The organism is Subsaxibacter sp. CAU 1640 (genome assembly GCF_023156585.1).
In the GTDB taxonomy this organism is placed as follows: Bacteria; Bacteroidota; Bacteroidia; order Flavobacteriales; family Flavobacteriaceae; genus JBPOFM01.
The window spans coordinates 257,291-281,111 of the sequence record NZ_JALNMI010000003.1 but is presented as its reverse complement, the minus strand read 5'-3'; the positions used below and the strand labels follow the sequence as shown (position 1 = coordinate 281,111).

General features: G+C 40.0%; 19 protein-coding genes and 1 riboswitch. Of the genes, 18 read left to right on the top strand and 1 reads right to left on the bottom strand.

Translation table 11 applies throughout. The features are described 5' to 3' along the window. Positions 1-2 precede the first annotated feature (2 nt). The 18 genes from M0G43_RS08785 (at position 3) to M0G43_RS08700 (ending at position 22,554) form a co-directional block, all read left to right on the top strand. Entirely contained in the window at positions 3-2,069 is a 2,067-nt protein-coding gene (locus M0G43_RS08785) for a PKD domain-containing protein (protein ID WP_248025122.1), read from the top strand. 16 nt (positions 2,070-2,085) lie between these two features. Next, positions 2,086-3,714 carry a family 16 glycosylhydrolase gene (locus M0G43_RS08780; RefSeq protein WP_248025120.1) on the top strand — a complete coding sequence of 543 codons (1,629 nt, stop codon included), beginning with the start codon at positions 2,086-2,088 and terminating at the stop codon, positions 3,712-3,714. Further along, positions 3,715-6,015, top strand: a complete 2,301-nt coding sequence (bglX, locus tag M0G43_RS08775; protein WP_248025119.1) for a beta-glucosidase BglX — start codon at positions 3,715-3,717, stop codon at positions 6,013-6,015. Further along, on the top strand, positions 6,012-6,767 hold the full coding sequence (locus M0G43_RS08770) for a family 16 glycosylhydrolase (protein ID WP_248025118.1): 756 nt from the start codon (positions 6,012-6,014) through the stop codon (positions 6,765-6,767). Before bglX ends, M0G43_RS08770 begins: the two co-directional genes overlap by 4 nt. Before the next feature lie 27 nt (positions 6,768-6,794). Then, positions 6,795-7,700: a T9SS type A sorting domain-containing protein gene (locus M0G43_RS08765; protein WP_248025117.1), complete on the top strand. Its 906-nt coding sequence runs from the start codon at positions 6,795-6,797 to the stop codon at positions 7,698-7,700. 285 nt (positions 7,701-7,985) lie between these two features. Next, positions 7,986-8,738, top strand: coding sequence for a phytanoyl-CoA dioxygenase family protein (locus M0G43_RS08760; RefSeq protein ID WP_248025116.1), 753 nt, complete (start codon positions 7,986-7,988; stop codon positions 8,736-8,738). Between the two features lie 10 nt (positions 8,739-8,748). Next, positions 8,749-9,222, top strand: coding sequence for a GNAT family N-acetyltransferase (locus M0G43_RS08755; protein ID WP_248025115.1), 474 nt, complete (start codon positions 8,749-8,751; stop codon positions 9,220-9,222). A gap of 137 nt (positions 9,223-9,359) precedes the next feature. Then, entirely contained in the window at positions 9,360-9,809 is a 450-nt protein-coding gene (locus tag M0G43_RS08750; protein WP_248025114.1) for an SRPBCC family protein, read from the top strand. Between the two features lie 33 nt (positions 9,810-9,842). Then, positions 9,843-10,286 carry a VOC family protein gene (locus M0G43_RS08745; RefSeq protein WP_248025113.1) on the top strand — a complete coding sequence of 148 codons (444 nt, stop codon included), beginning with the start codon at positions 9,843-9,845 and terminating at the stop codon, positions 10,284-10,286. A 99-nt stretch (positions 10,287-10,385) separates the two neighbouring features. Then, positions 10,386-11,330: a TerC family protein gene (locus M0G43_RS08740; RefSeq protein WP_248025111.1), complete on the top strand. Its 945-nt coding sequence runs from the start codon at positions 10,386-10,388 to the stop codon at positions 11,328-11,330. Positions 11,331-11,474: 144 nt separating this feature from the next. Then, positions 11,475-12,158 (top strand): TetR/AcrR family transcriptional regulator, encoded by a 684-nt coding sequence (locus tag M0G43_RS08735; RefSeq protein WP_248025109.1) that lies wholly within the window; start codon positions 11,475-11,477, stop codon positions 12,156-12,158. Beyond that, positions 12,155-13,822 (top strand): peptidase domain-containing ABC transporter, encoded by a 1,668-nt coding sequence (locus M0G43_RS08730; RefSeq protein WP_248025107.1) that lies wholly within the window; start codon positions 12,155-12,157, stop codon positions 13,820-13,822. The genes M0G43_RS08735 and M0G43_RS08730 overlap by 4 nt, the downstream gene beginning before the upstream one ends. Next, positions 13,815-15,170, top strand: a complete 1,356-nt coding sequence (locus tag M0G43_RS08725; protein ID WP_248025106.1) for an HlyD family secretion protein — start codon at positions 13,815-13,817, stop codon at positions 15,168-15,170. The genes M0G43_RS08730 and M0G43_RS08725 overlap by 8 nt, the downstream gene beginning before the upstream one ends. Next, positions 15,171-16,586: a TolC family protein gene (locus M0G43_RS08720; protein ID WP_248025105.1), complete on the top strand. Its 1,416-nt coding sequence runs from the start codon at positions 15,171-15,173 to the stop codon at positions 16,584-16,586. It begins immediately after the preceding gene. A gap of 71 nt (positions 16,587-16,657) precedes the next feature. Beyond that, positions 16,658-16,942, top strand: a riboswitch (cobalamin riboswitch). A 31-nt stretch (positions 16,943-16,973) separates the two neighbouring features. After that, positions 16,974-18,809: a TonB-dependent receptor plug domain-containing protein gene (locus tag M0G43_RS08715; RefSeq protein WP_248025104.1), complete on the top strand. Its 1,836-nt coding sequence runs from the start codon at positions 16,974-16,976 to the stop codon at positions 18,807-18,809. Between the two features lie 3 nt (positions 18,810-18,812). Continuing rightward, the gene (locus M0G43_RS08710; RefSeq protein ID WP_248025103.1) at positions 18,813-19,895 is read left to right on the top strand and encodes a YncE family protein; all 1,083 of its coding nucleotides are present in this window, start codon (positions 18,813-18,815) and stop codon (positions 19,893-19,895) included. Between the two features lie 1,225 nt (positions 19,896-21,120). Next, the gene (locus tag M0G43_RS08705; protein WP_248025102.1) at positions 21,121-22,128 is read left to right on the top strand and encodes a LacI family DNA-binding transcriptional regulator; all 1,008 of its coding nucleotides are present in this window, start codon (positions 21,121-21,123) and stop codon (positions 22,126-22,128) included. Positions 22,129-22,215: 87 nt separating this feature from the next. Beyond that, positions 22,216-22,554 carry a DUF4870 domain-containing protein gene (locus tag M0G43_RS08700; RefSeq protein ID WP_248025101.1) on the top strand — a complete coding sequence of 113 codons (339 nt, stop codon included), beginning with the start codon at positions 22,216-22,218 and terminating at the stop codon, positions 22,552-22,554. A gap of 83 nt (positions 22,555-22,637) precedes the next feature. On the opposite strand, the gene dnaN is transcribed toward M0G43_RS08700, so the two are convergent. After that, positions 22,638-23,756: a DNA polymerase III subunit beta gene (dnaN, locus tag M0G43_RS08695; protein WP_248025099.1), complete on the bottom strand. Its 1,119-nt coding sequence runs from the start codon at positions 23,754-23,756 to the stop codon at positions 22,638-22,640. Between the last annotated feature and the right edge of the window lie 65 nt (positions 23,757-23,821).

Here is a 23,821-nt window from a genome sequence, read left to right as displayed (position 1 = left end):
ATATGAAAAAAATTAAGTACTTAATGAGCGCAATTATCATGGTCTTCATGGTAATTGCTTGTTCCGAAGACGACAATACGCTAGATGTCGATGGTATAGCAGCACCTACGAATGTGTCTGCTGCTGCACGTATTACTAGTGACAATACTGGGTTGGTTACACTGACTCCTCTAGGTGAAGGTGTCACGAAATTTGACTTGATGTTTGGTGATGGATCTGAAGGCGCCGAAGATATCAATCCAGGATCGAGTGTAACCCATACTTACGCAGAGGGAAGCTATGATATCACAATCACGGCATATGGGTTAAATGGATTATCTACAACAGTTACACAGCCTTTGGTTGTTTCCTTTGAGCCACCACAAAATTTGATGGTTACAATTGAGAACGACCCAACCATATCAAAACAAGTAAATGTGACTGCTTCTGCTGATTTGGCTATTTATTATGAAGTTGATTTTGGAGAGGCTGGAAGTGAAGTCGTTCAAGGTAATAATGAAGAAACAGTTTCATTTGTCTATCAAGAAGCTGGCATTTATACTATTACAGTAACGGCTTTCAGTGGTGCCATTGAAACGCTTTCATATACCGAAGATTTTGAAGTCACCGCTATTTTGCAACCGTTGGCAGCTGCACCAACACCACCATCAAGGGCAGCTGAAAATGTTATTTCAGTTTATAGTAATGCTTATGATAACTTGACGGGCACAGATTTCTACCCAAATTGGGGACAAAGCACTACTTTCAATGAAATAACGGTTGGTACTAGTCAAATTATTCAATATGGTAATTTAAATTATCAAGGAATTCAATTGGGTAGCTCAACAGATGTTTCCGCTATGGAATATCTACATGTTGATATCTGGACTGCAGATGACAATGATGCCAAAATTTCTCCTATCAGTTCTGGACCGAACGAAACGGCTTACGATTTAGATTTAACTGCACAACAATGGACGTCTTTTGACATTCCTTTATCGTTTTTTACAGATCAAAATCCATTGGTAAACTTTGCTGATATCATTCAATTTAAATTTGATGGGGATCCCGCTGGTGGAACAATTTTTGTCGATAATTTATATTTCTACCGAGCACCTTCGACTGCGTTTAGTTTAGTGGGAACATGGCAAATGGCTCCAGAAGCAGGTGCTTTAGGTGTTGGTCCAGCAGTTGGTGATACGAGTTGGTGGAATTGTGATGCAGGATGCGTCACTACAAGGGCATGTTATTATGATGACTTGTATATTTTTGGTTCTGATGGAAGCTTTACCAATGATTTAGGTGCAGACTCTTGGATTGAGCCATGGCAAGGTGGAAGCGATGCTTGCGGACCTCCAGCGCCTCCGTATGACGGTTCAGCATCTGCAACTTACACTTATAATGCTGGTGCTAATACTGTTACCTTAAATGGTACGGGAGCCTTTTTAGGATTACCTAAAGCAAATAACCAAGGCGAATTGCCAAACGTAGCAGTTCCTAGTTCAATTACTTACAATGTAACTGTTATTGATGATAATACCATTAGTGTCTATATAGAGGCAGGAGCAGGTGTGTTCTGGCAGTATAGAATGATTCGAACCAGTGCTCCTTCTTCACCAATTACCGGAACTTGGAAAATGGCGGAAATAGCTGGATCGTTGGGTGTTGGTCCTGCTGTTGGTGATATAGGCTGGTGGAATTGCGATACTGCTTGTGTGGCATTGAGAGATTGTTATTATGATGATTTATACATTTTTGGTGCTGATGGTAGTTTTATGAACGATTTAGGGACCGCTTCTTGGATAGAACCATGGCAAGGTGGCAGCGACGCCTGTGGTGCTCCAGTAGCACCACATGATGGTTCCAATGCTGCCACATACACATATGATGCAGGAGCAGGTACGGTAACATTAAACGGTACAGGTGCTTTTATAGGAATTCCTAAAGCAAATAATCAAGGAGAACTGCCAAATGTAGCTGTACCATTAAGCATCACCTATAATGTTACTTTGGTAGATACTAATAATATGGATGTATACATTGAAGCAGGAGCCGGTGTATTCTGGCAGTTTAAATTGGTGAAATTATAATTGAAAAAGAGAGATTATGAAAAAATTAAATAATTATATAGCCTTATTACTATTATTGGTAGCTTTCGGAAGTTGTCAAGAAGATGATCCGTCATTCGGGAATGTCGTGGCACCTACTAATATAGTTGTCACATATGATATTGTTGGCCAAGATGCTGATAATCCTTTTGGTGATGGCAGCGGAACAGTGAATTTTCAGGCTAATGCAGACAATGCTTCTTCCTTCCGATTCATAGCAACTGGATTTCAAGAGGATGCGACGAATGGACAAGCAACAATCTTATTTTCTGACCAAGGAGTGAACACTTATCAAGTAACTGTATTGGCTTTTGGTACGGGTGGTGTATCTTCATCTACTACTGTCGAAGTAGAGGTGCAGGTTAACTATTCTCCACCTCAAGATTTATTAGATAAGTTGGTAGGAGATGGAAGTAGAACATGGCGCATTAAATCTGAAGCACAAGGTCACTTCGGGCTTGGTCCAGTAGCTGGAACCATTCCTGTAGAATGGTATGGTGCTGGTCCTGAAGAAAAGGCTGGTACAGGTATGTATGATGATCGTTATGTCTTTAATATCGACAGGACATTTACGCATATAACAGATAATACGAATGACGACCCAACAAATAATCCTGCAGGAACAGTATTTGGTCGCGATGGTTTGATTCAACAGTTGAATGGTGCTTGCCCAGCTTGCGAGTTGCAAGGAGCTGATGTTTTAAATTATCCTTTAAATGACTATAATGCCAACTGGCAAATTACAGCTCCAGGAGGTGTTGAAACAATTGTTTTGTCTGGCACTGCGTTCATGGGATATTATACAGGCGGTAATCATCAGTATCAAATATTTAATAGATCGGTTCCTAACGAGTTGTTGTTAACTACTACTGATGGGAATGCGGAATTCAACTGGTGGTTCATTATTACTTCTGAAGAGCCAGCTGATGAGGAATTTACATCTATCTACAATAACTTGGTTTGGTCAGATGAATTTGATACAGCCGGAGCTCCAGATTCTAATAATTGGACCTATGATTTAGGTGCAGGCGGTTGGGGCAATGGTGAATTACAGACTTACACGAACAGCGCAAATAATGTAATAGTTGAAGACGGTCATCTCAAAATTACTGCAAAAGCTGAAGGTAGTGGCTATACCTCTGCAAGATTGAAATCTGAAAATCTGTATGAGTTCACCTATGGTCGAGTAGAAGCTAGGGCTAAACTTCCTGCAGGTATCGGTACATGGCCAGCTATATGGATGTTGGGAGCAGATTATGATGTCAACCCTTGGCCTGGTTGTGGTGAAATTGATATAATGGAGCAAACAGGACAAGATAAGCAAACTACTTTGGGTGCTTTACATTATCCTGGTGTATCACCTGGTGGTGGTAATGCAAACACAACACCGAATCCAACAGCTACAACTGAATTTCATCTTTATACTGTAGAATGGACTCCAGATATGATAACGTTGCTTGTTGATGATACGGTGTTCCATACGGTTCCTAATAATGCAACAACTCCTTTCAACAATGATTTCTTTTTGATATTGAATATTGCTATGGGTGGAAGCCTTGGTGGAACTGTTGATCCTGCTTTCACAGAGTCTACAATGGAAATTGATTATGTAAGAGTATATCAATAGATGAAAAAACTCATATTCATATTTATTTTTTTTAGTCTGAATATTGCATTGGTGTCCTGTCAGGATGCCAATGCAACTATTCAATTGCAAGAAGATCCAAGGGTTGAGAAAATTGATGATATTGATGCCAAAGTCAATGATTTGTTGAGTAAAATGACTCTGGAGGAGAAGATTGGACAGATGAATCAATACAATGGTTTCTGGGACCTAACTGGTCCTGTACCATCCAATGGAGATGCTGCGAAAAAATATGATCACCTCAAAAAAGGATTGGTAGGCTCTATGCTCAATGTTCGAGGTGTAAAGGATGTCAAAGCAGTACAGAAAATCGCCGTTGAAGAAACACGTTTAGGAATTCCTTTGATAATCGGGTTTGACGTAGTTCACGGTTATAAAACAGTTAGCCCGATTCCTCTTGCAGAAGCTGCAAGTTGGGATTTAGAAGCTATTAAATTATCAGCGCAAGTAGCTGCTGAAGAAGCTGCTGCGGCCGGAATCAATTGGACATTTGCACCTATGGTCGATATTTCTCGCGATGCACGTTGGGGACGTATTATGGAAGGAGCGGGCGAGGACCCTTATTTGGGTTCCAGAATTGCTGTAGCTAGAGTAGAAGGTTTTCAAGGCGATGATTTATCAGCAGCCAATACCATTGCGGCTTGTGCAAAGCATTTTGCTGGCTATGGTTTTTCTGAAGCTGGTAGAGATTATAATACAGTCGATGTAGGAACATCAACATTAAACAATATCATTTTTCCTCCATTTAAAGCTTCTGTTGAGGCTGGTGCAAGAACGTTTATGAACTCTTTCAACGAATTGAATGGTCTTCCGGCAACGGGTAATGCTTATCTTCAAAGAGACGTTCTAAAAAAACAATGGGATTTTGATGGATTTGTCGTGTCAGATTGGGGTTCCATCAATGAAATGATTGCTCACAGACAAGCCAAAAACCGAAACCAAGCAGCTGAATTGGCTGTACTGGCTGGGTCTGATATGGATATGGAATCGTATGCTTATGTCAATGAATTGGTCAATTTGGTAAAATCAGGTAAAGTCAAGGAATCTTTGATTGATGATGCCGTTAAGCGTATTCTAAAAGTAAAGTTTGAATTGGGATTGTTTGACGACCCATACAAATATTGCAACGAAGAAACAGAAAAACAAGTGACTGGCAGCAGGCGTATCAATGATGCGGTGCTTGATATGGCTAAAAAATCGATTGTATTGTTGAAGAATGACAACAATGTTTTACCGTTGAAGAAAAAAGGACAAAAAATTGCCGTTATAGGTGCTTTGGCAAATGATAAAACCAGTCCGTTGGGTAGCTGGCGTATCGGGGCAGATGACAACACAGCAGTATCACTACTCGAAGGTTTGAAAGCCTATACTGGCAATACTATTACCTATGCCAAAGGTGCTGATGTGGTAACAGGTGAAACGTTGTTTCCGAAAGAGTTGACCATCAACGCTACCGATAAAAGCGGATTTCCTAAAGCCATTGCCACAGCAAAAAATGCTGATGTGGTAGTGATGGTGCTTGGCGAACACGGTCTGCATACTGGTGAAGGACGTAGCCGAACCGATTTAAATCTTACAGGTGTACAACAGGAGTTATTGGAAGAGGTTTATAAAGCAAACAAAAACATCGTGTTGGTACTCAATAATGGTCGTCCGTTGACCATCAACTGGGCAGATGAACACGTTCCTGCGATAGTGGAAGCGTGGCATTTGGGTACCCAAAGTGGTAATGCCATTGCACAAGTGTTGTACGGTGATTATAATCCGAGTGGAAAATTGCCAATGACCTTTCCTAAAAACGTAGGGCAAGTGCCTATTTATTACAACCACAAAAGTACTGGCAGACCTAACTTGCCTTCGCCAGGCGAGGTATTTTGGTCGCACTATACAGATGTGAGCAATGAGCCATTGTATCCGTTCGGTTATGGATTGAGCTACACTACATTTGCATATACTAATCTTAAGGTTGAAAAAATAGCAGACCATCAAGTGAAGGTGTCTTTTGATTTGAAGAATACAGGTAAGGTAAAAGGTAAGGAAGTGGCGCAATTGTATTTGCGCGACGAGTTTGCAAGCATCACACGTCCTGTAAGAGAATTAAAAGGATTTGAATTGGTAGAACTCAATCCAAATGAAACAAAGAACATCACGTTGATGCTCACTGATAAAGAATTAGGTTTTTATGACAATGATGGTAAGTTTGTGGTAGAGCCTGGAGATTTTACTGTATTTGTCGGTGGTGATTCTACTGCAAGTTTAACGTCTCAATTCACTTTAAAATGATAAAGGCAAGAGTATTTTTTATATTGATGTTGTGTGGTTGGATGTCCAATGCGCAGCAACTCATTTTTGAGGAACAGTTCAACGGTTCTGAATTGAATGAAGAAAACTGGAATTACGAACTCGGTAATGGTTGTCCTCACATTTGTGGATGGGGCAATAACGAACGCCAACATTACACAAAGAAGAATGTAGCGGTCAAAGATGGTCATTTAGTCATCACAGCCACTAAAGACTCATTGTATGAATCTGGGCGTATTACCACAAAAGGAAAATTTGAATTTCAATATGGAACTATTGAAGTGCGTGCCAAGCTATCCACAGGTCAAGGCATTTGGCCCGCCATCTGGATGCTGGGTAGTAATATTTCTGAAGTTGGATGGCCAAAAAGTGGTGAAATCGACATTATGGAGTATGTAGGGAAGGCACCGCACGAAATCCATACCACATTACATACACAAGACAGTCACGGTAAGTCTGTCAATACAAAAATCACCACCGTTAAGGATATAGAAGATGGCTTTCATCTGTACAAATGTCGATGGACCAAAGATGCCATAGCCTTTTATATAGATAATACTTTAGTCTATACCTTTTCACCAAAAGAAAAAAACGAAAACACCTGGCCGTTTGACCAACCATTTTATGTCATACTAAATATGGCTGTAGGCGGCAATTTTGGTGGGCCAGAGGTAGATGACAACATTTTTCCACAAAAATTTGTGGTGGATTACGTCAAAGTGTTCAAAGATTAAGTAGTATTAACCTTTTAATAGTTCTGTATGAAGAAAAATTACTTTTTAATGGCCATTTTTATGATGGGATTGCAATTGATTACAGCTCAAACTGTAATTAATTTTGACGCTTCCAGTACTGCTGGAACAACCACTCCGCCTGGTTGGGGAGGGTTTATGAACGTATCCAATAAACCTGTAGACGGCGGTGCTTACCAGTTTGGTAGTGCTTGGGGCGTTGCAGATTTGATTGCGATTGTCGATACGGGTGCCAACACGTTAACTTTAAAACCCAATAGAATTGGAGATACCGATCCATATTGGCAGACTTCAGGAGTTCTTGAAGGAAATAAAGTGATGGATGCTACTTTTTACATTCAAGATGATAACTTGGCAGCAACATCCTTTACATTTAACGGTGAAGTCATCAGCAATACTTTAAATAGTACAGGTTTATCTGTTCCTTTTGTTTCTACGGCATTTATCAAAGTATTTGCAGCCGACTATAGCTCATTTACGGCCTATACGTATGACATGAGCGTAGGAGACTTTACCATTGCTTTGGATGCTTCGCAATCTACGGCAGGTCAGCACATTCAGTATGGATTTGAAGTTGTGGGCGTTAATATCAATTCTGACCCGTCATTTGATGCTGCGTATGACGCTCTTGGAAGCATTGTGGTAGGACCTAATATGAACTTGTCAGTTGATGAGGCGTCAGAATCAAAATTCAAAATTTATCCGAACCCAACTAACAATCATTGGAACATTGTATCCAATAGCAACCTGATTGAAAGTATTACGGTTTATGATGTGTTGGGTAAACAAGTGGCCACACTGATTCCAAATTCTCTAGACGCATCAATAGATTCAAAAGCGTTTCCTAAAGGTGTTTATATCGCAAAAATTTCTACCGTAACCGGAAGCCAAAGTATCAGATTAGTCAAAAACTAACCAGCCTTTCGTGTTAGAAATAGAGGGTATCATTAACTATGGTGCCCTTTATTGTTTTACATGCGTGCGTATGCTCTTTGCTTCCGTGCGGTTGAGTTTGGCGTCCGTGCGTTTAGGTTCTGGGTGCTTGCGTATGCTCTTTGCGTCCGAGTGGTTGCTTAAGGCGTACGAGTGGATTTGTTTGGCATAAGAGATGATGCAGTTTCACCTATAACTCTTCCTCAAAAAATATCATTAAAAGCAATTGGAATTAGGATTAATAGGTATTTTAGTGTGTAGAAAACAATGTTTAGATTTACTATGCGCTATAGCAATTATAAAAATGAACTTAATGAACAGGGTTATGTGCTGATTCCCTACTTATATTCCGATGAAGAAATAACCCAAATTTCAGCATGTCTTGAAAACGCTGAAATCAATGGCGATGGTCTTGTCAGTACAAAAGATTTGTTTGCAATAAGGCAATTAATTAACAACATACCCGAATTAACAAGTCTACTGTTTAATAAAAACTTAATTTATCTACTTAATGAACTTTTTGAATCTGACTATTTTTTAACAAAAGCCATCTATTTTGACAAGCCAAATCATTCGAATTGGTTTGTGGCATATCATCAAGATTTGAGTATTTCTGTTGATAAAAAAGCCGAAATTAATGGGTATTCAAATTGGACATACAAGAAAGGTCAATATGGAGTACAACCGCCTATTGAAATTTTGGAAGATACCGTCACTATGCGGATTCATTTAGATAACACTGATAAGAATAACGGAGCCTTAAAGGTAATTCCAAAATCTCATTTAAAAGGGATAATTCGTTCGGATTCCAGAGATTGGAACATTGAAAATGACGTAGTATGTAAGGTAGAAAGAGGCGGGGTTATGTTGATGAAACCATTGACATTACACGCTTCTAGCAGAACATCTAACGGAAAAAGAAGAAGAGTAATCCATTTAGAATTTAACAGACATCTGTTATCAGAACCTTTACAGTGGCTAGAGTTTTATAGGGTCGAAAGAAAATCTACTATTATTTAAATTTTCAAATATGCCCACCATCCACCTAAAACCAACCAAACTACAACATTTAGATATTCTTTTTGAGTTTCAGGCAGATAAGGAAGCTGGTTATCTCGCAGCATTTATGCCTAAAGATCCAACGGATAAACAAGCATACATCACCAAATACACTGCATTATTAACTGATAAAACAGTCAACAACCAAACCATTTTTCTTGGAGATACCATTGTGGGTAGTATTGCCAAATTTGTGATGTTCGGTGATGCTGAAGTGACCTATTGGATCGACCGCACTTTTTGGGGTCAGGGCATTGCTACAGGAGCACTGCAACAATTTTTGCTTCAAGAAACAATAAGACCCTTATATGGACGTACGGTGTTTGACAATTATGGTTCCCAAAAAGTGTTGGAAAAGTGCGGTTTTGTGAAAGTAGGTAGCGATAAGGGCTTTGCCCATGCAAGAGGGGCAGAGGTAGAGGAGTTCATCTTCAAACTGGAATGAAAAACTGGCATAATCACCCCCTCATATAGCCGTATTAACACCCTAATAGTTAATTCTTTTCTCCCGAACTTTGTGAAAGAACAATAGTTCAAAAACTATTATAAGTTAGAACAGAACAGAATTAAAATTTAGAAATTATGGCAAACAACACAGTCACATTACACCGCGTCCTTACGGCCACACCAGAAAAGGTGTTTAGGGCATTTTCTGATGCTACGGCATATGCTTCTTGGTTGCCTCCATTTGGCTTCCTTTGCACCGTGCACCATTTTGATTTTAAGGAAAAAGGTGCTTTCAAGATGTCTTTCACTAATTTTTCCACAGGCAATAGCCATTCCTTTGGAGGTGAGTTTGTAGACATCAAAAATGCCGAATTGATTCGTTATACCGATAAATTCGATGACCCAAACCTTCCTGGAACAATGACCACTACAGTCCGACTAAAAAAAGTTTCATGCGGTACAGAACTTAACATTGTTCAAGAAGGGATCCCTGAAGCCATTCCTACCGAGATGTGTTATCTGGGCTGGCAAGAATCATTGGAGAAACTAAAAAGATTGGTAGAGCCTGAAATTCCGGATGCATAATCCATTACTATACTATTTAAAATCGTAATAAATATGACAACAAAAAAAGGAGTCATTATGCACAATATGGGCATCGTTGTTGAATCTCTCGACGATGCCATAGCATTTTTCAAAGAAATTGGTCTATCCCTTGAAGATCGACAAATGATTGAAGGGGAGTGGGCTGGTCGTGTCACGGGATTAAAAGGTCAAAAGGTGGAAATCGCAATGATGGTAACTCCTGATGGTCATAGTAGGCTAGAACTGTCCCAATTTTTGAAACCAAAAGTGGTGTCCGATCATCGTCTTGCACCAGTAAATGCGCTCGGCTATCTGCGATTGATGTTTACGGTCGAAAATCTGGATCATATGCTTGGCAAGCTTGAAAAACTTGGCGCTCGTGTTGTTGATGAAGTGGTCAATTATGAAAATGTGTATCGTTTATGTTATATCCGTTCTGCTGATGGACTGTTGGTCGGATTGGCGGAAGAACTTTGATTTCTATTGGATGCTAATTGTGCAGTTGCTCTGTTAATTTATTTTTTTTATCCCTCCTGATGCCGTAATTTCGATACCAAATTATAAGCAGCAATTTGTATGGTGGTTTGGGCAGTTTTTCTCTTGGCAATTGTTTTGTTTTTGGCTCTCGATTTGGGAGTTTTCAATAAAAACCCACACGTCATCAGTGTCAAGGAAGCCAGCATCTGGACGAGCGTTTGGGTAGGGATGTCCTTTATATTCTCTGGTGTCATTTATTGGCTTTACAGCAACGGACTTATTGACAACCTCGATGAGCTAACTCCTCGTGAGGCAACCCTCAAATACATCACAGGTTACTTAATAGAATTGTCGTTGAGTATCGACAATATTTTCGTCATTGCTGTGATTTTTGCGTCCTTCCAAATTCCTCAAAAATACCAGCACCGGGTCTTGTTTTGGGGCATTCTCGGTGCCATCGTCTTCAGGGCATTGATGATTTTCTTCGGAGTAATTCTGATCAAGAAGTTCACTTTCACTACCTATATATTTGGTACATTTTTGATTTACACAGCACTTAAAATGTTGTTTTCAAAGGAAGAAGCTTTTAATCCGAAGAAATCCTTTGTATATAGAAGTCTTCGTAAAGTGATGCCAGTCACCACACATATGGATGGTCAAAAGTTTTTCGTGAGATTAAAACACATCAAGGCGGCCACGCCGTTGTTCATAGCATTGATTGTTATTGAGTTTACTGATATTCTCTTTGCCTTGGATAGTGTACCAGCCATCCTTGCCATCACTTCCGATCCGTTTTTGGTGTTCAGTTCAAACATCTTTGCCATTTTGGGTTTGCGCTCTATGTACTTCTTCCTTGCCAATATGTTAGATCGTTTCAGTTACCTTAAGTATAGCTTGGTTGCCATATTAACCTTTGTGGGTGTCAAACTGATTTTGGTGCATCATTACAAATTTCCGGAATGGTTGTCTCTTGGCTTTATCGCAGCTGCATTGGCTGGTGGTATATTAGCGTCTTTGGCTAAAAAGAGAAAGACGGTTCAATAATCAAACTTGTTGATTTTTGGTGGTTATTGAGAAATGGATGACATGCAAATGAATGATTTTCTTCTCCTTCATTCGTTAAAGTAATGTTATAACTATTTATTTAAGATAGTATTACTATTATATTTGTGTGCAAATGTATGTTCGATGCAAGAATTATTTCAAAATTTTCAGATTAGAGTCAATGACAAGCTCTATATAAAGGATCCTGAATCTTCAGAACTGGGAAAACGTATAGTGGAAAACAGTATCCTTTTAATGGATGAAATAGGATTTGAATCTTTCACCTTCAAAAAATTAAGTGATAAAATAAACTCTACCGAAGCGTCAGTATATCGATATTTTGAAAATAAGCACAAACTTTTGATTTATTTGACATCGTGGTATTGGGCCTGGATAGATTACCAAGTGGTACTGCATACTTACAGCATTTCTAATGCTGAAAAAAAACTGGAAACCATCATTTCTATTGTATCCCAGACTATTCAGGCCGACGACAGCTTTACCCATATCGATGAAGGTAGACTGTTTAACATTATGATAAATGAATATTCAAAATCATTTCTTACCAAGGAGGTCGACGATGATAACAAGGATGGCTTTTTCGCAATCTATAAAAGGGTAATCACCAGATTAAAAGAAGCAATCCTAGCCGTAAGACCAGAATATCCATTTCCTGCTTCTCTGGCAAGCACTGTTGTTGAAAGTGCATTGCACCAGCATTTTCTTAAAAAACATTTCCATACCATCACTGATTGTAATGAGTCAGTTGAACCGAGTGAATTCTGTAAAAATTTGGTGCTTCAAACCCTTAATGTCACTAGCCAATGAAGGAAAAAATGACACCAGTACAACGCTTCATCGGGTTATTGCAACTCGACAAGCGAGATATTAGACAAATTATTTATTATGCGATTTTCGCAGGACTTGTGGCATTATCACTTCCTTTAGGTATTCAGGCCATTATCAATCTTTTGCAAGGTGCTGAAGTGTCAACATCATGGATTGTATTGGTAATTTTAGTGACGCTAGGTGTGGTGTTTCAGGGTGGTCTTCAGATTATGCAAGTGCGTATTCTTGAGAATGTACAGCAGAAGATTTTCACACGTTCCTCATTCGAGTTTGCTTATCGATTTCCTAAAATCAAATCGAGTGAACTTTACGATTATTATCCTCCAGAATTGGCAAATCGTTTTTTTGATACCTTAACGGTCCAAAAAGGGTTGTCAAAAATCCTGATTGATTTTCCTGCGGCCATTTTACAGATTGTATTTGGTCTAGTGCTGCTATCCTTTTACCATCCCTTTTTCATCCTTTACGGAATGCTATTGGTGCTGTTGATATATATAGTTTACCGCTTCACTGCCAAAAAAGGTTTGAATACAAGTCTCGAGGAATCACAGAAGAAATATAAAGTGGCACATTGGCTACAGGAAGTGGCGCGATCACTGGAAAGTTTCAAATTATCTGGCAAAACCCAATTGGCTATGCATAAAAATGATGAGCTAACTGCCGATTATCTCGATGCTCGCGAGGGACACTTTAGGGTGCTGTTGCTTCAGTTTATTCAAATGATAGGCTTCAAAGTGCTTGTAACTGCTGGACTTTTGGTTATTGGTGGTTTGTTGGTATTGAATCAGCAAATGAATATTGGACAATTTGTCGCCGCAGAAATCATCATTCTATTGATTATCAATTCCGTTGAAAAATTGATTACTGGTTTGGAAACAGTGTATGATGTACTCACCTCGTTAGAAAAATTGGGTCAGGTTGTTGACAAGGAATTGGAAGCACAAGAGGGCATCAATCCTTTTGAAACTAAAGATATTTTGAAGATTGAATTGGAGAACATCGAGTTTACCACTAGAGATGGTTTTGCAATTTTAAAAGACATCAGTTTTTCTATTGATAAAAAAGAATGTGTACTCCTGGATGGTCCTTCTGGCTCTGGCAAAACAACATTACTAAAATTGCTTTCTGGACTTGAATCTCCAAGTGGAGGCTCGCTTTATATCAACAATAATTCCATAAAAGGTATTTGGCCTAACAAATATCGCTGTCACGTAGGGCAAGTATTGCCAGAACAATCGCCATTTGAAGGTAGTATTCTAGAGAACATCACTTTGGGTGACACATCGATTTCGCAGGATGTTATCAATGAAACGGTAGAGAGTCTTGGCTTATTACCTTTTATAAAAAAACAACCCAATGGGCTCAACACCATTCTTCATTCCGAAGGACAGAAAATACCATATACAGTTTCAAAGCGTATTGTTATTGCGCGTGCCATTGTGCATAGACCTCGATTGTTGCTGTTGAAAGATCCTTTAGAAAATTTTGAAACTCAAGATGCCGAGAAAATTGTGGCTTATCTTACAGATTCAAAGCATCCGTGGACCATTATTGTGGCGTCGAGAAATCATTTGTGGAAACAGCGATGCAGCAAAATATTGAAATTGAATAACGGATATTTAACAAATATGCCAAATGCTTAATATTTCCCATAATCAACTTAACAAAAAAGTCTCTTTGGGTGATTTTAAATCATTTCCAAAGGCTTTTAAGAACAAACATTATAAGATATTTAACCGATTTATCTTCGGTTTCGGTATTCTGGTGCTTATAATTCTAATCTTGCCTTGGACGCAAAACGTGTCTGGTCGTGGTTATGTAACTACGTTATCTTTAGACCAAAGACCGCAAACTATACAATCGCAAATTCCTGGTCGAGTTGAAAAATGGTACGTGAGGGAAGGCGATTATGTTAAAAAAGGTGATACCATCCTGTACATTTCTGAAATCAAAACCGAGTACCAAGACCCGTTATTGGTTGACCGTACAGTGGCACAACGTGATGCAAAAACTCGTTCAGTAGAATCATATTCTGGTAAAATAAATGCGCTGAATAGTCAAATTGCAGCCTTGGATAGAGAACGTGTATTGAAACTTCAACAGGCAGAAAATAAATTGAGGCAAGCTCGCTTAAAAACGAAGAGCGACAGTATCGATTTGGAAGCTGCAAAAACCAATAAAGCGATTGCAGAACGTCAATTTAATAGAACACAAACGCTTCAAGAAGAAGGTCTTAAAGCGGTGACCGACGTTGAGGAGAAACGACTTAAACTTCAAGAAACCGAAGCCAAACTCATTTCGCAAGAAAACAAATATTTGGCCAGTCAGAACGATGTCATTAATGCACAGGTTGAAATAAGCAGGTTGAGTGCCGAATATGCCGATAAAATTGCCAAGGCAAGTAGTGATAGATATACGGCGGAATCAAGTCAGTTTGAAGCAATGGCACAAGTTCAAAAATTGGAAAATCAGTCTACAAACTACAAAATGCGTAGTAGTATGAATTATATTTTGGCCCCACAAAATGGTTATATCAATAAGGCCATCAAAGCTGGTATCGGTGAAACCATTAAGGAAGGGGAGCGTTTGGTGAATATTATGCCGTCTGACTATGAATTGGCGGTAGAGACATACGTGTCACCTATAGACTTGCCATTGATGCACGTTGGCGAAAAAGTGCGTATTCAGTTTGATGGTTGGCCATCTGTCGTGTTCAGCGGTTGGCCCAACTCTTCATTTGGAACGTTTGGAGGAAAAATTGTGGCCGTTGAGACCTTTATCAGCAATAACGGAAAGTTTAGGGTCTTGATTGCTCCAGACCCAGAAGCCGAGCCTTGGCCGCAGAACGTGAGGGTAGGTGGTGGTGCCTTCACAATGGCATTGCTCAACGATGTGCCTATTTTTTATGAGATATGGCGACAACTTAACGGGTTTCCGCCTAATTATTATGCACCGGAGAATACGGGTACCACTACAACAGAGAAGAAATAAATGGTAAGATTCTATACAAATATCATTATATGGTTGTTTTTGACCTATGCACATTGCGTCAAAGGTCAAACCAATAGCTTACAGGATAGCATTATGACCTTTGAGGAGTATCTGGGCTATGTAAAGCAGCACCATCCGCTGGTGAAACAGGCAAACCTGCGTCTTTCTGAAGGTGAAGCTACTCTGTTAAGGGCTAGAGGTGGTTTTGACCCTAAAGTTGAGGTTGATTACAGTCGTAAAAAATTCAAAAACACGGAATATTATGACCTCTTAAACACCACTTTTAAGATACCTACTTGGTATGGTATTGAGTTTAAGGGAACCTTTGAAGAAAATACTGGTGCTTATCTAGACCCTAGCCTAACTGTGCCGCCCGATGGACTTTACAGCGCTGGTGTGTCATTATCTTTGGCGCAAGGACTCTTTATGAATGAGCGTATGGCAACTTTAAAGAAAGCACGTTTTTTCGTAAATCAAACACAGGCAGAACGTAATTTGCTGGTGAATGATGTGCTGTATCAAGCGAGTTTGGCTTATTTTCAATGGGTCGAAGCCTATAATCAAGAGCAACTATATAAACAGTTTTTAGAAAATGCGTTGGTTCGTTTTGAGGGTACAAAACGTAGTGTTGAGGAAGGTGAAAAAGCTGCAATAGATAGTATAGAGGCAAGAATCACCTATCAAAATAGACAGTTAAGCCTAGAGGCTGCAACCTTAAAAAGAAGAAAAACGGCTTTGAATGTTAGTAATTATTTGTGGTTGAATGACGTTCCGCTTATACTAGAAGACAATATCGTGCCAGAACTTCCGAGTAGTCTGTCTTTGCAGAATTCATTGTCTATCGAAACACTCGAAATGGTAGAAAGCAATTTGGAAAATCACCCAAAACTGAACAGCCTTGATGCCAAAATCCAAAGTTTGGAAGTCGATAGGTTTCTGTATAAAAACAAGCTGTTGCCTAAAATTGATTTGCAGTATAATTTTCTCTCTCAAGATGTAGACCAATTGGATACCTTCAACACGGCCAATTATAAATCCTCATTAAATATCTATATTCCACTGTTTTTGAGGAAAGAACGTGGCGATCTTAAGTTGGCAAACATCAAACTTCAGGATGCCAATTGGGATTTGGCGACCACAAGATTGAGTTTAAGAAATAAACTTGAGCAGATTGATGCCGAGATTGCGTCTCTAGAAAGTCAAACACTACTGGCAACCAACGTTGTAGAAGATTACCGAACTTTGGTATCTGCTGAAGAACGAAAGTTTCAATTGGGAGAAAGTTCGCTTTTCCTTGTTGCATCACGAGAGCAAAGCTTGATTGAGGCGAGTCTTAAAGCAATTGATATTCAAACGAAACAATTACAAGCCATCGCCAGTCTTTTCAATACCTTGGGAATTTCGGATGGTAATTAGTGACACATTGATTTTTTTTACTTCTAATTACTGAAACATTAAACATTCATTTTCCTTCACCAAAAATTCCCTACCTTTGCCCCGCATTTGGTTTGTATCTGATGTCAATCAGAACAATTAAAAGGGAATCAAGTGCGTGTATTCAGTGAACAGTCGCAGTGGTCAGTAAACAGTATCACTTTAATGTTCGTTTTATTCACAAATCTTGAGCTGTTCCCGCAACTGTAAGTTTATGCCCAACACATTTGGGCACCTCATTTGAGATGTTATCCACTGCAATGACCACTGGTTTTTTACTGGGAAGGTATGATAACATTAAACAAGCCAGGAGACCTGCCAAAAGCATAACAAACACATTTGGGCTTTCGGGTAAAAGGCTCTGGAGTTATGAGACAGATTAGTGCTTTCATTTTGGGATGCTTTGGCATCATTGTTACCAGCTACGCACAGACGGATTCTTTGACGGTCTTGGGCGAAGTGCACATCGTGGCATACCAGCTTAAAGATTCCACCTATACTAAAAATGTGGTGGTGCTCAAAGACAGCGTCTTGAAACAAAATCAAGCTTCGCTCACCAATTTCCTCAACTTCAACAGTCCTGTGTATTTTAAGGAAAATGGCCTCGGTATGGTGTCGTCGCCATCCTTCAGAGGTACAACGGCTGCACAAACCGCTGTACTTTGGAACGGTATCAATATCAATTCGCAAACCACCGGACAAACAGATTTTAACACCATCAACACACGAGGTTACAACCGCATTGAGGTACAAACTGGCGGTTCGAGCATTGCAGACGGCAGCGGTGCCATCGGTGGCACTATTAACTTGGTGAACGATTTCTCCTTTGGAACGGGTTGGCAGAATGCCTTGTTCGCAAATTATGGCGAATACAATACCTACGGACTCGATTACCAAACGCAGTTTGCGACAAAAACGTTCAGTAGTTTCATCGGCATTGCCAGAAATGCGTCAGATAATGATTATCCGTACCCTGACACCGACCGTCATAACGTCAACGGCCAATTTCACAATACAAACGTCAGTTTTGGTGCGGCTACGAAACTGAATAAGAAGGACACGCTTAAAGTCTTGGCAAATGTCTACGATGGTCGTCGCAACTTCTCGGTGCCAACACCAAATGCCCTCAAAACCAAATACACCGATTTTAACACACGTGCACTTTTGGAATGGGATGGTCGCTATAAAAAATTCAATACAAATCTAAAGGTGGCAAGCACTACAGAGGAGTATCGTTTCTACGGAAATATTGCCAGCGAACGCTATTCCTTTGGGAAGGTCGAAAGCTTTTTTCTTAAGTATGCTTTGGATTACGCTTTGACCAACAAAATGTTGTTGTCGGTTGGTGCCAACTATACACATAATGATGGTAAAGGCTCTGACATCGCTTCGGAAACACGGAATCTCACGGCTGGCATTGTCAATTTCAAACATATCCTTTCGGAAAAATTCTTGTATGAAATCGGTCTACGACAAGAAACAAATGACCGATTCGGAAATCCGTTGTTGTATTCCATTGGGATGAGTGCTACATTGAATTCGTGGTACCAACTCAAACTGAACGCTTCAAAGAATTTTCGCATTCCTACCTATAATGATTTGTATTGGCAAGGACTCGGCAATCCAAACTTACAACCGGAAGACTCCTACCAAGCGGAGCTCACAAATGTTTTCCAATGGCAACAGAATCGCTTGACGGTTACTGGCTATTATAACAGTGTGACCAATTTGCTACAATGGGTACCTGACGCTTCAGGTATCTCACGTCCGCAGAATACAAACAACGTCGAGATTTATGGTGTGGAGTCCATCCTTAATGTTCAGAAATCTTTCGGAAAACATACGGTTACAGGTGCGGCAACCTTTGTCTATACGGTTTCTGAAAACAAGGACACGGGCCGCCAACTCATCTACGTGCCGTTTTATAAATGGACCGCATCTGTGGGTTATCAGTTTAAAAAACTCACGGCTTATTATCAATATCTGAATACAGACGAAGTGTTTACCACCACAGACCACGCCACAGAGCACATTCTCGATAGTTATATGGTGGCCAATCTTGGGGCTGAATACAATCTTGGAAAAGACAATACCTATAAACTCGGCGCACAGGTGCTGAATCTTTGGGACGAATCGTATGAAAGCGTTCTCAACAGACCGATGCCCGGAAGAAATTTTAATATCTATATGCAACTTAAATTTTAAACAATGATGAAACACACCCATTACGCAACCCTTGTGGCAATAGCCATTGCAACACTATTCCAGTCCTGTACCAGTGACGATAGGGATGATGCACCTCAAGAACCTTTAGGAACCTATGACCAAGGGCTATTTATTCTCAATGAAGGCAGTTTTAACGGCAATAATGCCTCGGTATCTTTTGTAGATAGTGATGAAGAATCTTATCATAACATATTCTTTGCGGTCAATGGTTCAGGCCTTGGCGATGTGGCACAGAGTATGGCATTTCACGATGAGGAAGCTTACATTGTTGTGAGCAACTCCAGCAGTATTGAGGTGGTAGACCGTTATTCGTTCGAACATATCACGACAATCACTAATCAAATCTTGAACCCAAGATATATGGTCTTTAACGGAGACAAGGCGTTTATATCCAACTGGGGCGACCCGTTCGACACGGCTGATGATTATATTGCGGTGTTGAACCTTGCCAACCATACAGTAGAGAGCACCATCGCCGTTGCGGAAGGTCCAGAAAAACTACTGATACATAACGGTACACTTTACGTGGCGCACAAGGGTGGTTACGGTCACGGCAATACCGTAAGCGTCATCAATACAGCGACATCCAGCCTTACCACCACGATTCCCGTGGGTGATGTACCTGATGGCATGGTAGCGCACAATGGCACACTCTATGTCATTAGTTCTGGAAAACCAGATTGGACAGGCGATGAAACGCTTGGCAAACTGCAAACCATTAACCTTAATACAAACGCGGTGACCACTACTACCGACTTCGCAGCTGGTGAACATCCTGGCAATCTGGAAATCGATAATGGTACACTCTATTATACATTGAATGGCAATGTGTATGCCATGGGCATTACCGACACGACCTTGCCAACCACAGCGTTCATTCAGCCAGGTGCTGACGGACTTGTCACGCTATACGGGTTTAAGGTACACGATGGCACCATTTACCTAGCCGATGCCAAAGACTATGTCTCTAATGGTGCAGCTTTTATCTATAGTACCACTGGCGATTTTATCCGTCAGTTCGGAACGCAGCTTATTCCTAACGGATTTTATGTTGATAACCTTTAAGGCATCTGTAGTTTGATTCTAAAGTAAGTTAAATTAAAAAACCCAGCTCTTGGAAAAGAGTTGGGGTTTTTTTATCGCCACGAAAGTGGAGGATCTAGTTAACCGTCATTGCCCCCTGCTGGCGCACGATTGTATCATGTGCCCACAACAGTAAATTCCACCCAAACCCTCCCCATTCTTACGCACTACCTCCTTATCCTTACGCACAAGCCCCATAACTCTACGCAATCCCTCCGTCATCTTACGCACTCGCATCGTAATCGTACGCAGAACCTTCGTAGCCTTACGCACTCGCGTCGTAACCGTACGCACAAGCTCCGTAACGTTACGCAGAGCGTCCGTAACCTTACGCAGAGCCTCCGTAATATTACGCAGAGGCTCCGTAACCAACTCCAAAAAAAATCCCCCCAAAAGCCTCATCATCAGCATTCTTCTTTATCCCTTTTTGTTTTTTTCTTAATGTTGAGATGATTGAGAATTATCGGAATTGTTAGACGTGTTAGAATGTTAGATTTGTTAGACTCGTTAGACTTTGCATTGGGAATGCCGACAAAGACGAAATGAGTTTTTCTTAAATTCACTCTACGTCTGCTGCCTTTTACGATTTATGAACTTATGCTTGCTATGGCCTATCATAGTGTTGCTCTGGGAGAGATGATGGTTACTCTGTGAATCGAACCTTTTACTCTGACGCGACTGGGCATGACGATGGGGCTTCTACGGGTTACAATCTATGGTCTGGGAGTTACAATGGACTGTGTACGGATTGCTCTGGGGGTCCTACTTGTTGTGATAGGGCTTCTACGGGTTACTCTGGGGGTGCTACGATTTACTCTGGGGCTTCTACGGTTTACTCTGGAGCACCTGCGAATTTTTTAATGGTTTGATACTTAATAATATATGGTGATTTAATCAAAAACCCGATGGGGCGGATTTGCAATCCGTGCCTCCCTCTAATTTAACTCCATTTCCATCCAGTGGAAGCCTCTTCCAATCCAGTGGAAAGGCGTTCCATCAAAGTGGAAATCAGATCTAGCAGATTAGAAATCCATTCCTCAATAATCTAACTATACGCTAACCAGTCTAATTCTGCTGCAAACTATAATGTTCCACGTTCTAACAGCCATACGTTTCACTAAAAACCTTATAAAAATTTCACACAACCATTTTGTATTATAAATAAACAATGTATTTTTATATGGCGCTTTAAGCTACGCTAATCACTATGGTCACACTCAAACAACTAGCCGAACAACTCAACGTCTCTGTATCTACAGTGTCAAAGGCACTCCACGAAAGCGAAGAGATTAGCAAAGAAACCATAGAGCGTGTTAAGGTATTGGCGAAGCAGCTCAACTATCAGCCAAATAAGGTGGCGTTGAGCCTTAAGAGTAACAAGACCAAGACCTTGGGTGTCATCATCCCAAACATCCTCAACCACTTCTTTGCAAAGGTGTTGTATGGCATAGAGGAGGAGGCCACAAAAAAAGGCTATGACATCATCATCTGCATTAGCCACGAATCCTATGCAAAGGAGCTTCAGAGTTTAGAAGTCTTGGGCAACGGTAGTGTAGATGGTTTCATTTTATCAATTGCTGAAGAAACACAAATCAAAAATCAGTCACAGCATATAGAAAGTGTGGTGCAGCAAGGCATTCCAGTGGTTATGTTCGATAGGGTAGCCGATAATGTAGATTGCGATAAGGTCATCATTGATGATTTTGGTGCAGCCTATGAAGCCACAGAACATCTGTTGGACGAAGGCAGAAAACAAATAGTCCTATTGAGCAATATTGAAGAATTAAGCGTCGGAAAACTTCGTGTCAATGGCTACTTAAAAGCCTTGGAGGAAGCTCCAAAATATAAAAGCAAGCCCATTGTCATTAACATTGGCAAAGACGATGATATTGAACATCCCATAGAAGAGATGTTCAAGAAACACCCAAAGGTAGATGGCATTCTCTCCATTGATAACACTACAGGGGTAGTCGCACTTCACAAAGCATTGAAGAAAGGTATCGATGTACCAAAGGATTTGTCCATCATCGGTTTTTCAGATGAAAATGTATTGCCATTCACAGAGCCAAAACTCTCCACCATTTCACAGCACGCTATGGATATTGGAAAGGCTTCTGTCGATCTTCTCTTGGAGCGCATTAAGAGTAAGTCTGCAAACAAATCAAAAGTTAAAACGATTAAGACTAATCTTGTCTTTAGGAATACAACGAAATAAATTGTAATACTAACTTGCTGGTAGGTTGTAACATTTTAGGAAAATCAACGTCCTATAAGTACATCAATCAATTAAACCATCAAGATCATGAGAGAAGACAGACAATTAATCGTTATTACGCACTTAAGCCAATTAATAACTTTGGTTACAGGCTTTGGAAGTTTATTGGTACCGCTTATTATTTGGGCTACCCAAAAGGAGCGAGTGTACCAAATGGATACACACGGTAAGAACATTATCAATTTTCAGTTGAGTCTTATCGTATATTTCATCATTTGCTTTCCATTGATTTTACTTTTTGGACTCGGCATATTAGGATTCATCATATTAGGCATTGTAGCCGTTGTATGGCCTATCATCAATGCCGTTAAAGCGAGCAATGGCGAAACACCAACATATCCTTTATCTTTTAGTTTTATTAGTTAGTGGTTTTAGTTTTAAATAGGATAAAGGAAAAACGCCCGCAAGTATTTGCGGGCGTTTTTATATTCAATTGATTTTTAAATTTTTTAGTTGTTGAGCATCACAGGCATTACCAACATCGTGACTTTCTCACCTTCGTCCAATCCGTCGGTTGGTGTCAAAATACCAGCTCTGTTGGGCAAGCTCATTTCAAGCTGCACGTCGTCAGCATTAAGATTGGTAAGCATTTCTGTCAAGAAACGCGAGTTGAAACCTATCTGCATATCATCACCTTGATAATCGCAGGTCAAACGCTCTTCAGCTTTGTTTGAGTAGTCAATATCTTCAGCAGAAATATTCAATTCTGCTCCAGCAATTTTCAAACGTATTTGATGCGTTGTTTTATTGGAGAAAATGCTCACACGACGTACAGAGTTTAAAAACTGTGTTCTGTCGATAACCAATTTATTCGGATTCTCTTTCGGAATAACAGCTTCATAATTAGGATACTTCCCATCAATCAATCGGCAAACCAACACAGAATTCTCAAAAGTGAATTTGGCATTGTTGTCATTGTATTCAATAGTTACAGGCTCATCGCTTCCAGCCAAGATCCCTTTTAAAAGATTCAAAGGCTTTTTAGGCATAATGAATTGCGCTGTTTGATTGGCTTTCACATCTTCTCGTGCATATTTCACTAATTTGTGAGCATCAGTTGCAACAAAAATCAATCCTTCTGTAGAAAATTGAAAATAGACACCACTCATCACAGGACGTAAATCATCATTGCCTGCAGCAAAAATAGTTTTACTGATAGCAGTTGCCAAAATATCACCAGCAATAGTAGTTGTGCTAGGGTCTTCCAATGATACAGCTTTAGGAAACTCATTGGCATCTGCATAAGCCAACGCATATTTTCCGTGATTGGAGCTGATTTCAACAGTATGGTTGTCTTCAACCACAAACGTCAAGGGTTGCTCCGGAAATGTTTTTAGGGTATCGAGCAACAAACGTGCTGGCAAAGCAATGCTTCCTTCTGTATCGCTCTCTACATCTACAACTGAAGACATAGTAGTTTCCAAATCGCTTGCAGACACAGTTAATTTTGAATCTTTTAATTCAAACAAAAAATTATCTAAAATAGGTAGTGTGTTAGAATTGTTGATGACACCACCAAGAACTTGTAATTGCTTTAATAAATACGTACTTGATACTATAAATTTCATCTATATGCGTTTAATTTGCTCTGATTAATTAGTATTACAAATATATCCCAAACAGCTTGTTTTCT

Bases quoted from the DNA above. Each gene is read 5' to 3' on its own strand.
- M0G43_RS08755 (WP_248025115.1), top strand. From the start codon at position 8,749: ATGCCCACCATCCACCTAAAACCAACCAAACTACAACATTTAGATATT.
- M0G43_RS08780 (WP_248025120.1), top strand. From the start codon at position 2,086: ATGAAAAAATTAAATAATTATATAGCCTTATTACTATTATTGGTAGCT.
- M0G43_RS08710 (WP_248025103.1), top strand. From the start codon at position 18,813: ATGATGAAACACACCCATTACGCAACCCTTGTGGCAATAGCCATTGCA.
- M0G43_RS08730 (WP_248025107.1), top strand. From the start codon at position 12,155: ATGAAGGAAAAAATGACACCAGTACAACGCTTCATCGGGTTATTGCAA.
- M0G43_RS08740 (WP_248025111.1), top strand. From the start codon at position 10,386: ATGGTGGTTTGGGCAGTTTTTCTCTTGGCAATTGTTTTGTTTTTGGCT.
- M0G43_RS08715 (WP_248025104.1), top strand. From the start codon at position 16,974: ATGAGACAGATTAGTGCTTTCATTTTGGGATGCTTTGGCATCATTGTT.
- M0G43_RS08705 (WP_248025102.1), top strand. From the start codon at position 21,121: ATGGTCACACTCAAACAACTAGCCGAACAACTCAACGTCTCTGTATCT.
- M0G43_RS08760 (WP_248025116.1), top strand. From the start codon at position 7,986: ATGTTTAGATTTACTATGCGCTATAGCAATTATAAAAATGAACTTAAT.
- M0G43_RS08745 (WP_248025113.1), top strand. From the start codon at position 9,843: ATGACAACAAAAAAAGGAGTCATTATGCACAATATGGGCATCGTTGTT.
- M0G43_RS08785 (WP_248025122.1), top strand. From the start codon at position 3: ATGAAAAAAATTAAGTACTTAATGAGCGCAATTATCATGGTCTTCATG.
- dnaN (WP_248025099.1), bottom strand. From the start codon at position 23,756: ATGAAATTTATAGTATCAAGTACGTATTTATTAAAGCAATTACAAGTT.
- M0G43_RS08725 (WP_248025106.1), top strand. From the start codon at position 13,815: ATGCTTAATATTTCCCATAATCAACTTAACAAAAAAGTCTCTTTGGGT.
- M0G43_RS08720 (WP_248025105.1), top strand. From the start codon at position 15,171: ATGGTAAGATTCTATACAAATATCATTATATGGTTGTTTTTGACCTAT.
- M0G43_RS08770 (WP_248025118.1), top strand. From the start codon at position 6,012: ATGATAAAGGCAAGAGTATTTTTTATATTGATGTTGTGTGGTTGGATG.
- M0G43_RS08765 (WP_248025117.1), top strand. From the start codon at position 6,795: ATGAAGAAAAATTACTTTTTAATGGCCATTTTTATGATGGGATTGCAA.
- M0G43_RS08700 (WP_248025101.1), top strand. From the start codon at position 22,216: ATGAGAGAAGACAGACAATTAATCGTTATTACGCACTTAAGCCAATTA.
- M0G43_RS08750 (WP_248025114.1), top strand. From the start codon at position 9,360: ATGGCAAACAACACAGTCACATTACACCGCGTCCTTACGGCCACACCA.
- bglX (WP_248025119.1), top strand. From the start codon at position 3,715: ATGAAAAAACTCATATTCATATTTATTTTTTTTAGTCTGAATATTGCA.
- M0G43_RS08735 (WP_248025109.1), top strand. From the start codon at position 11,475: ATGCAAGAATTATTTCAAAATTTTCAGATTAGAGTCAATGACAAGCTC.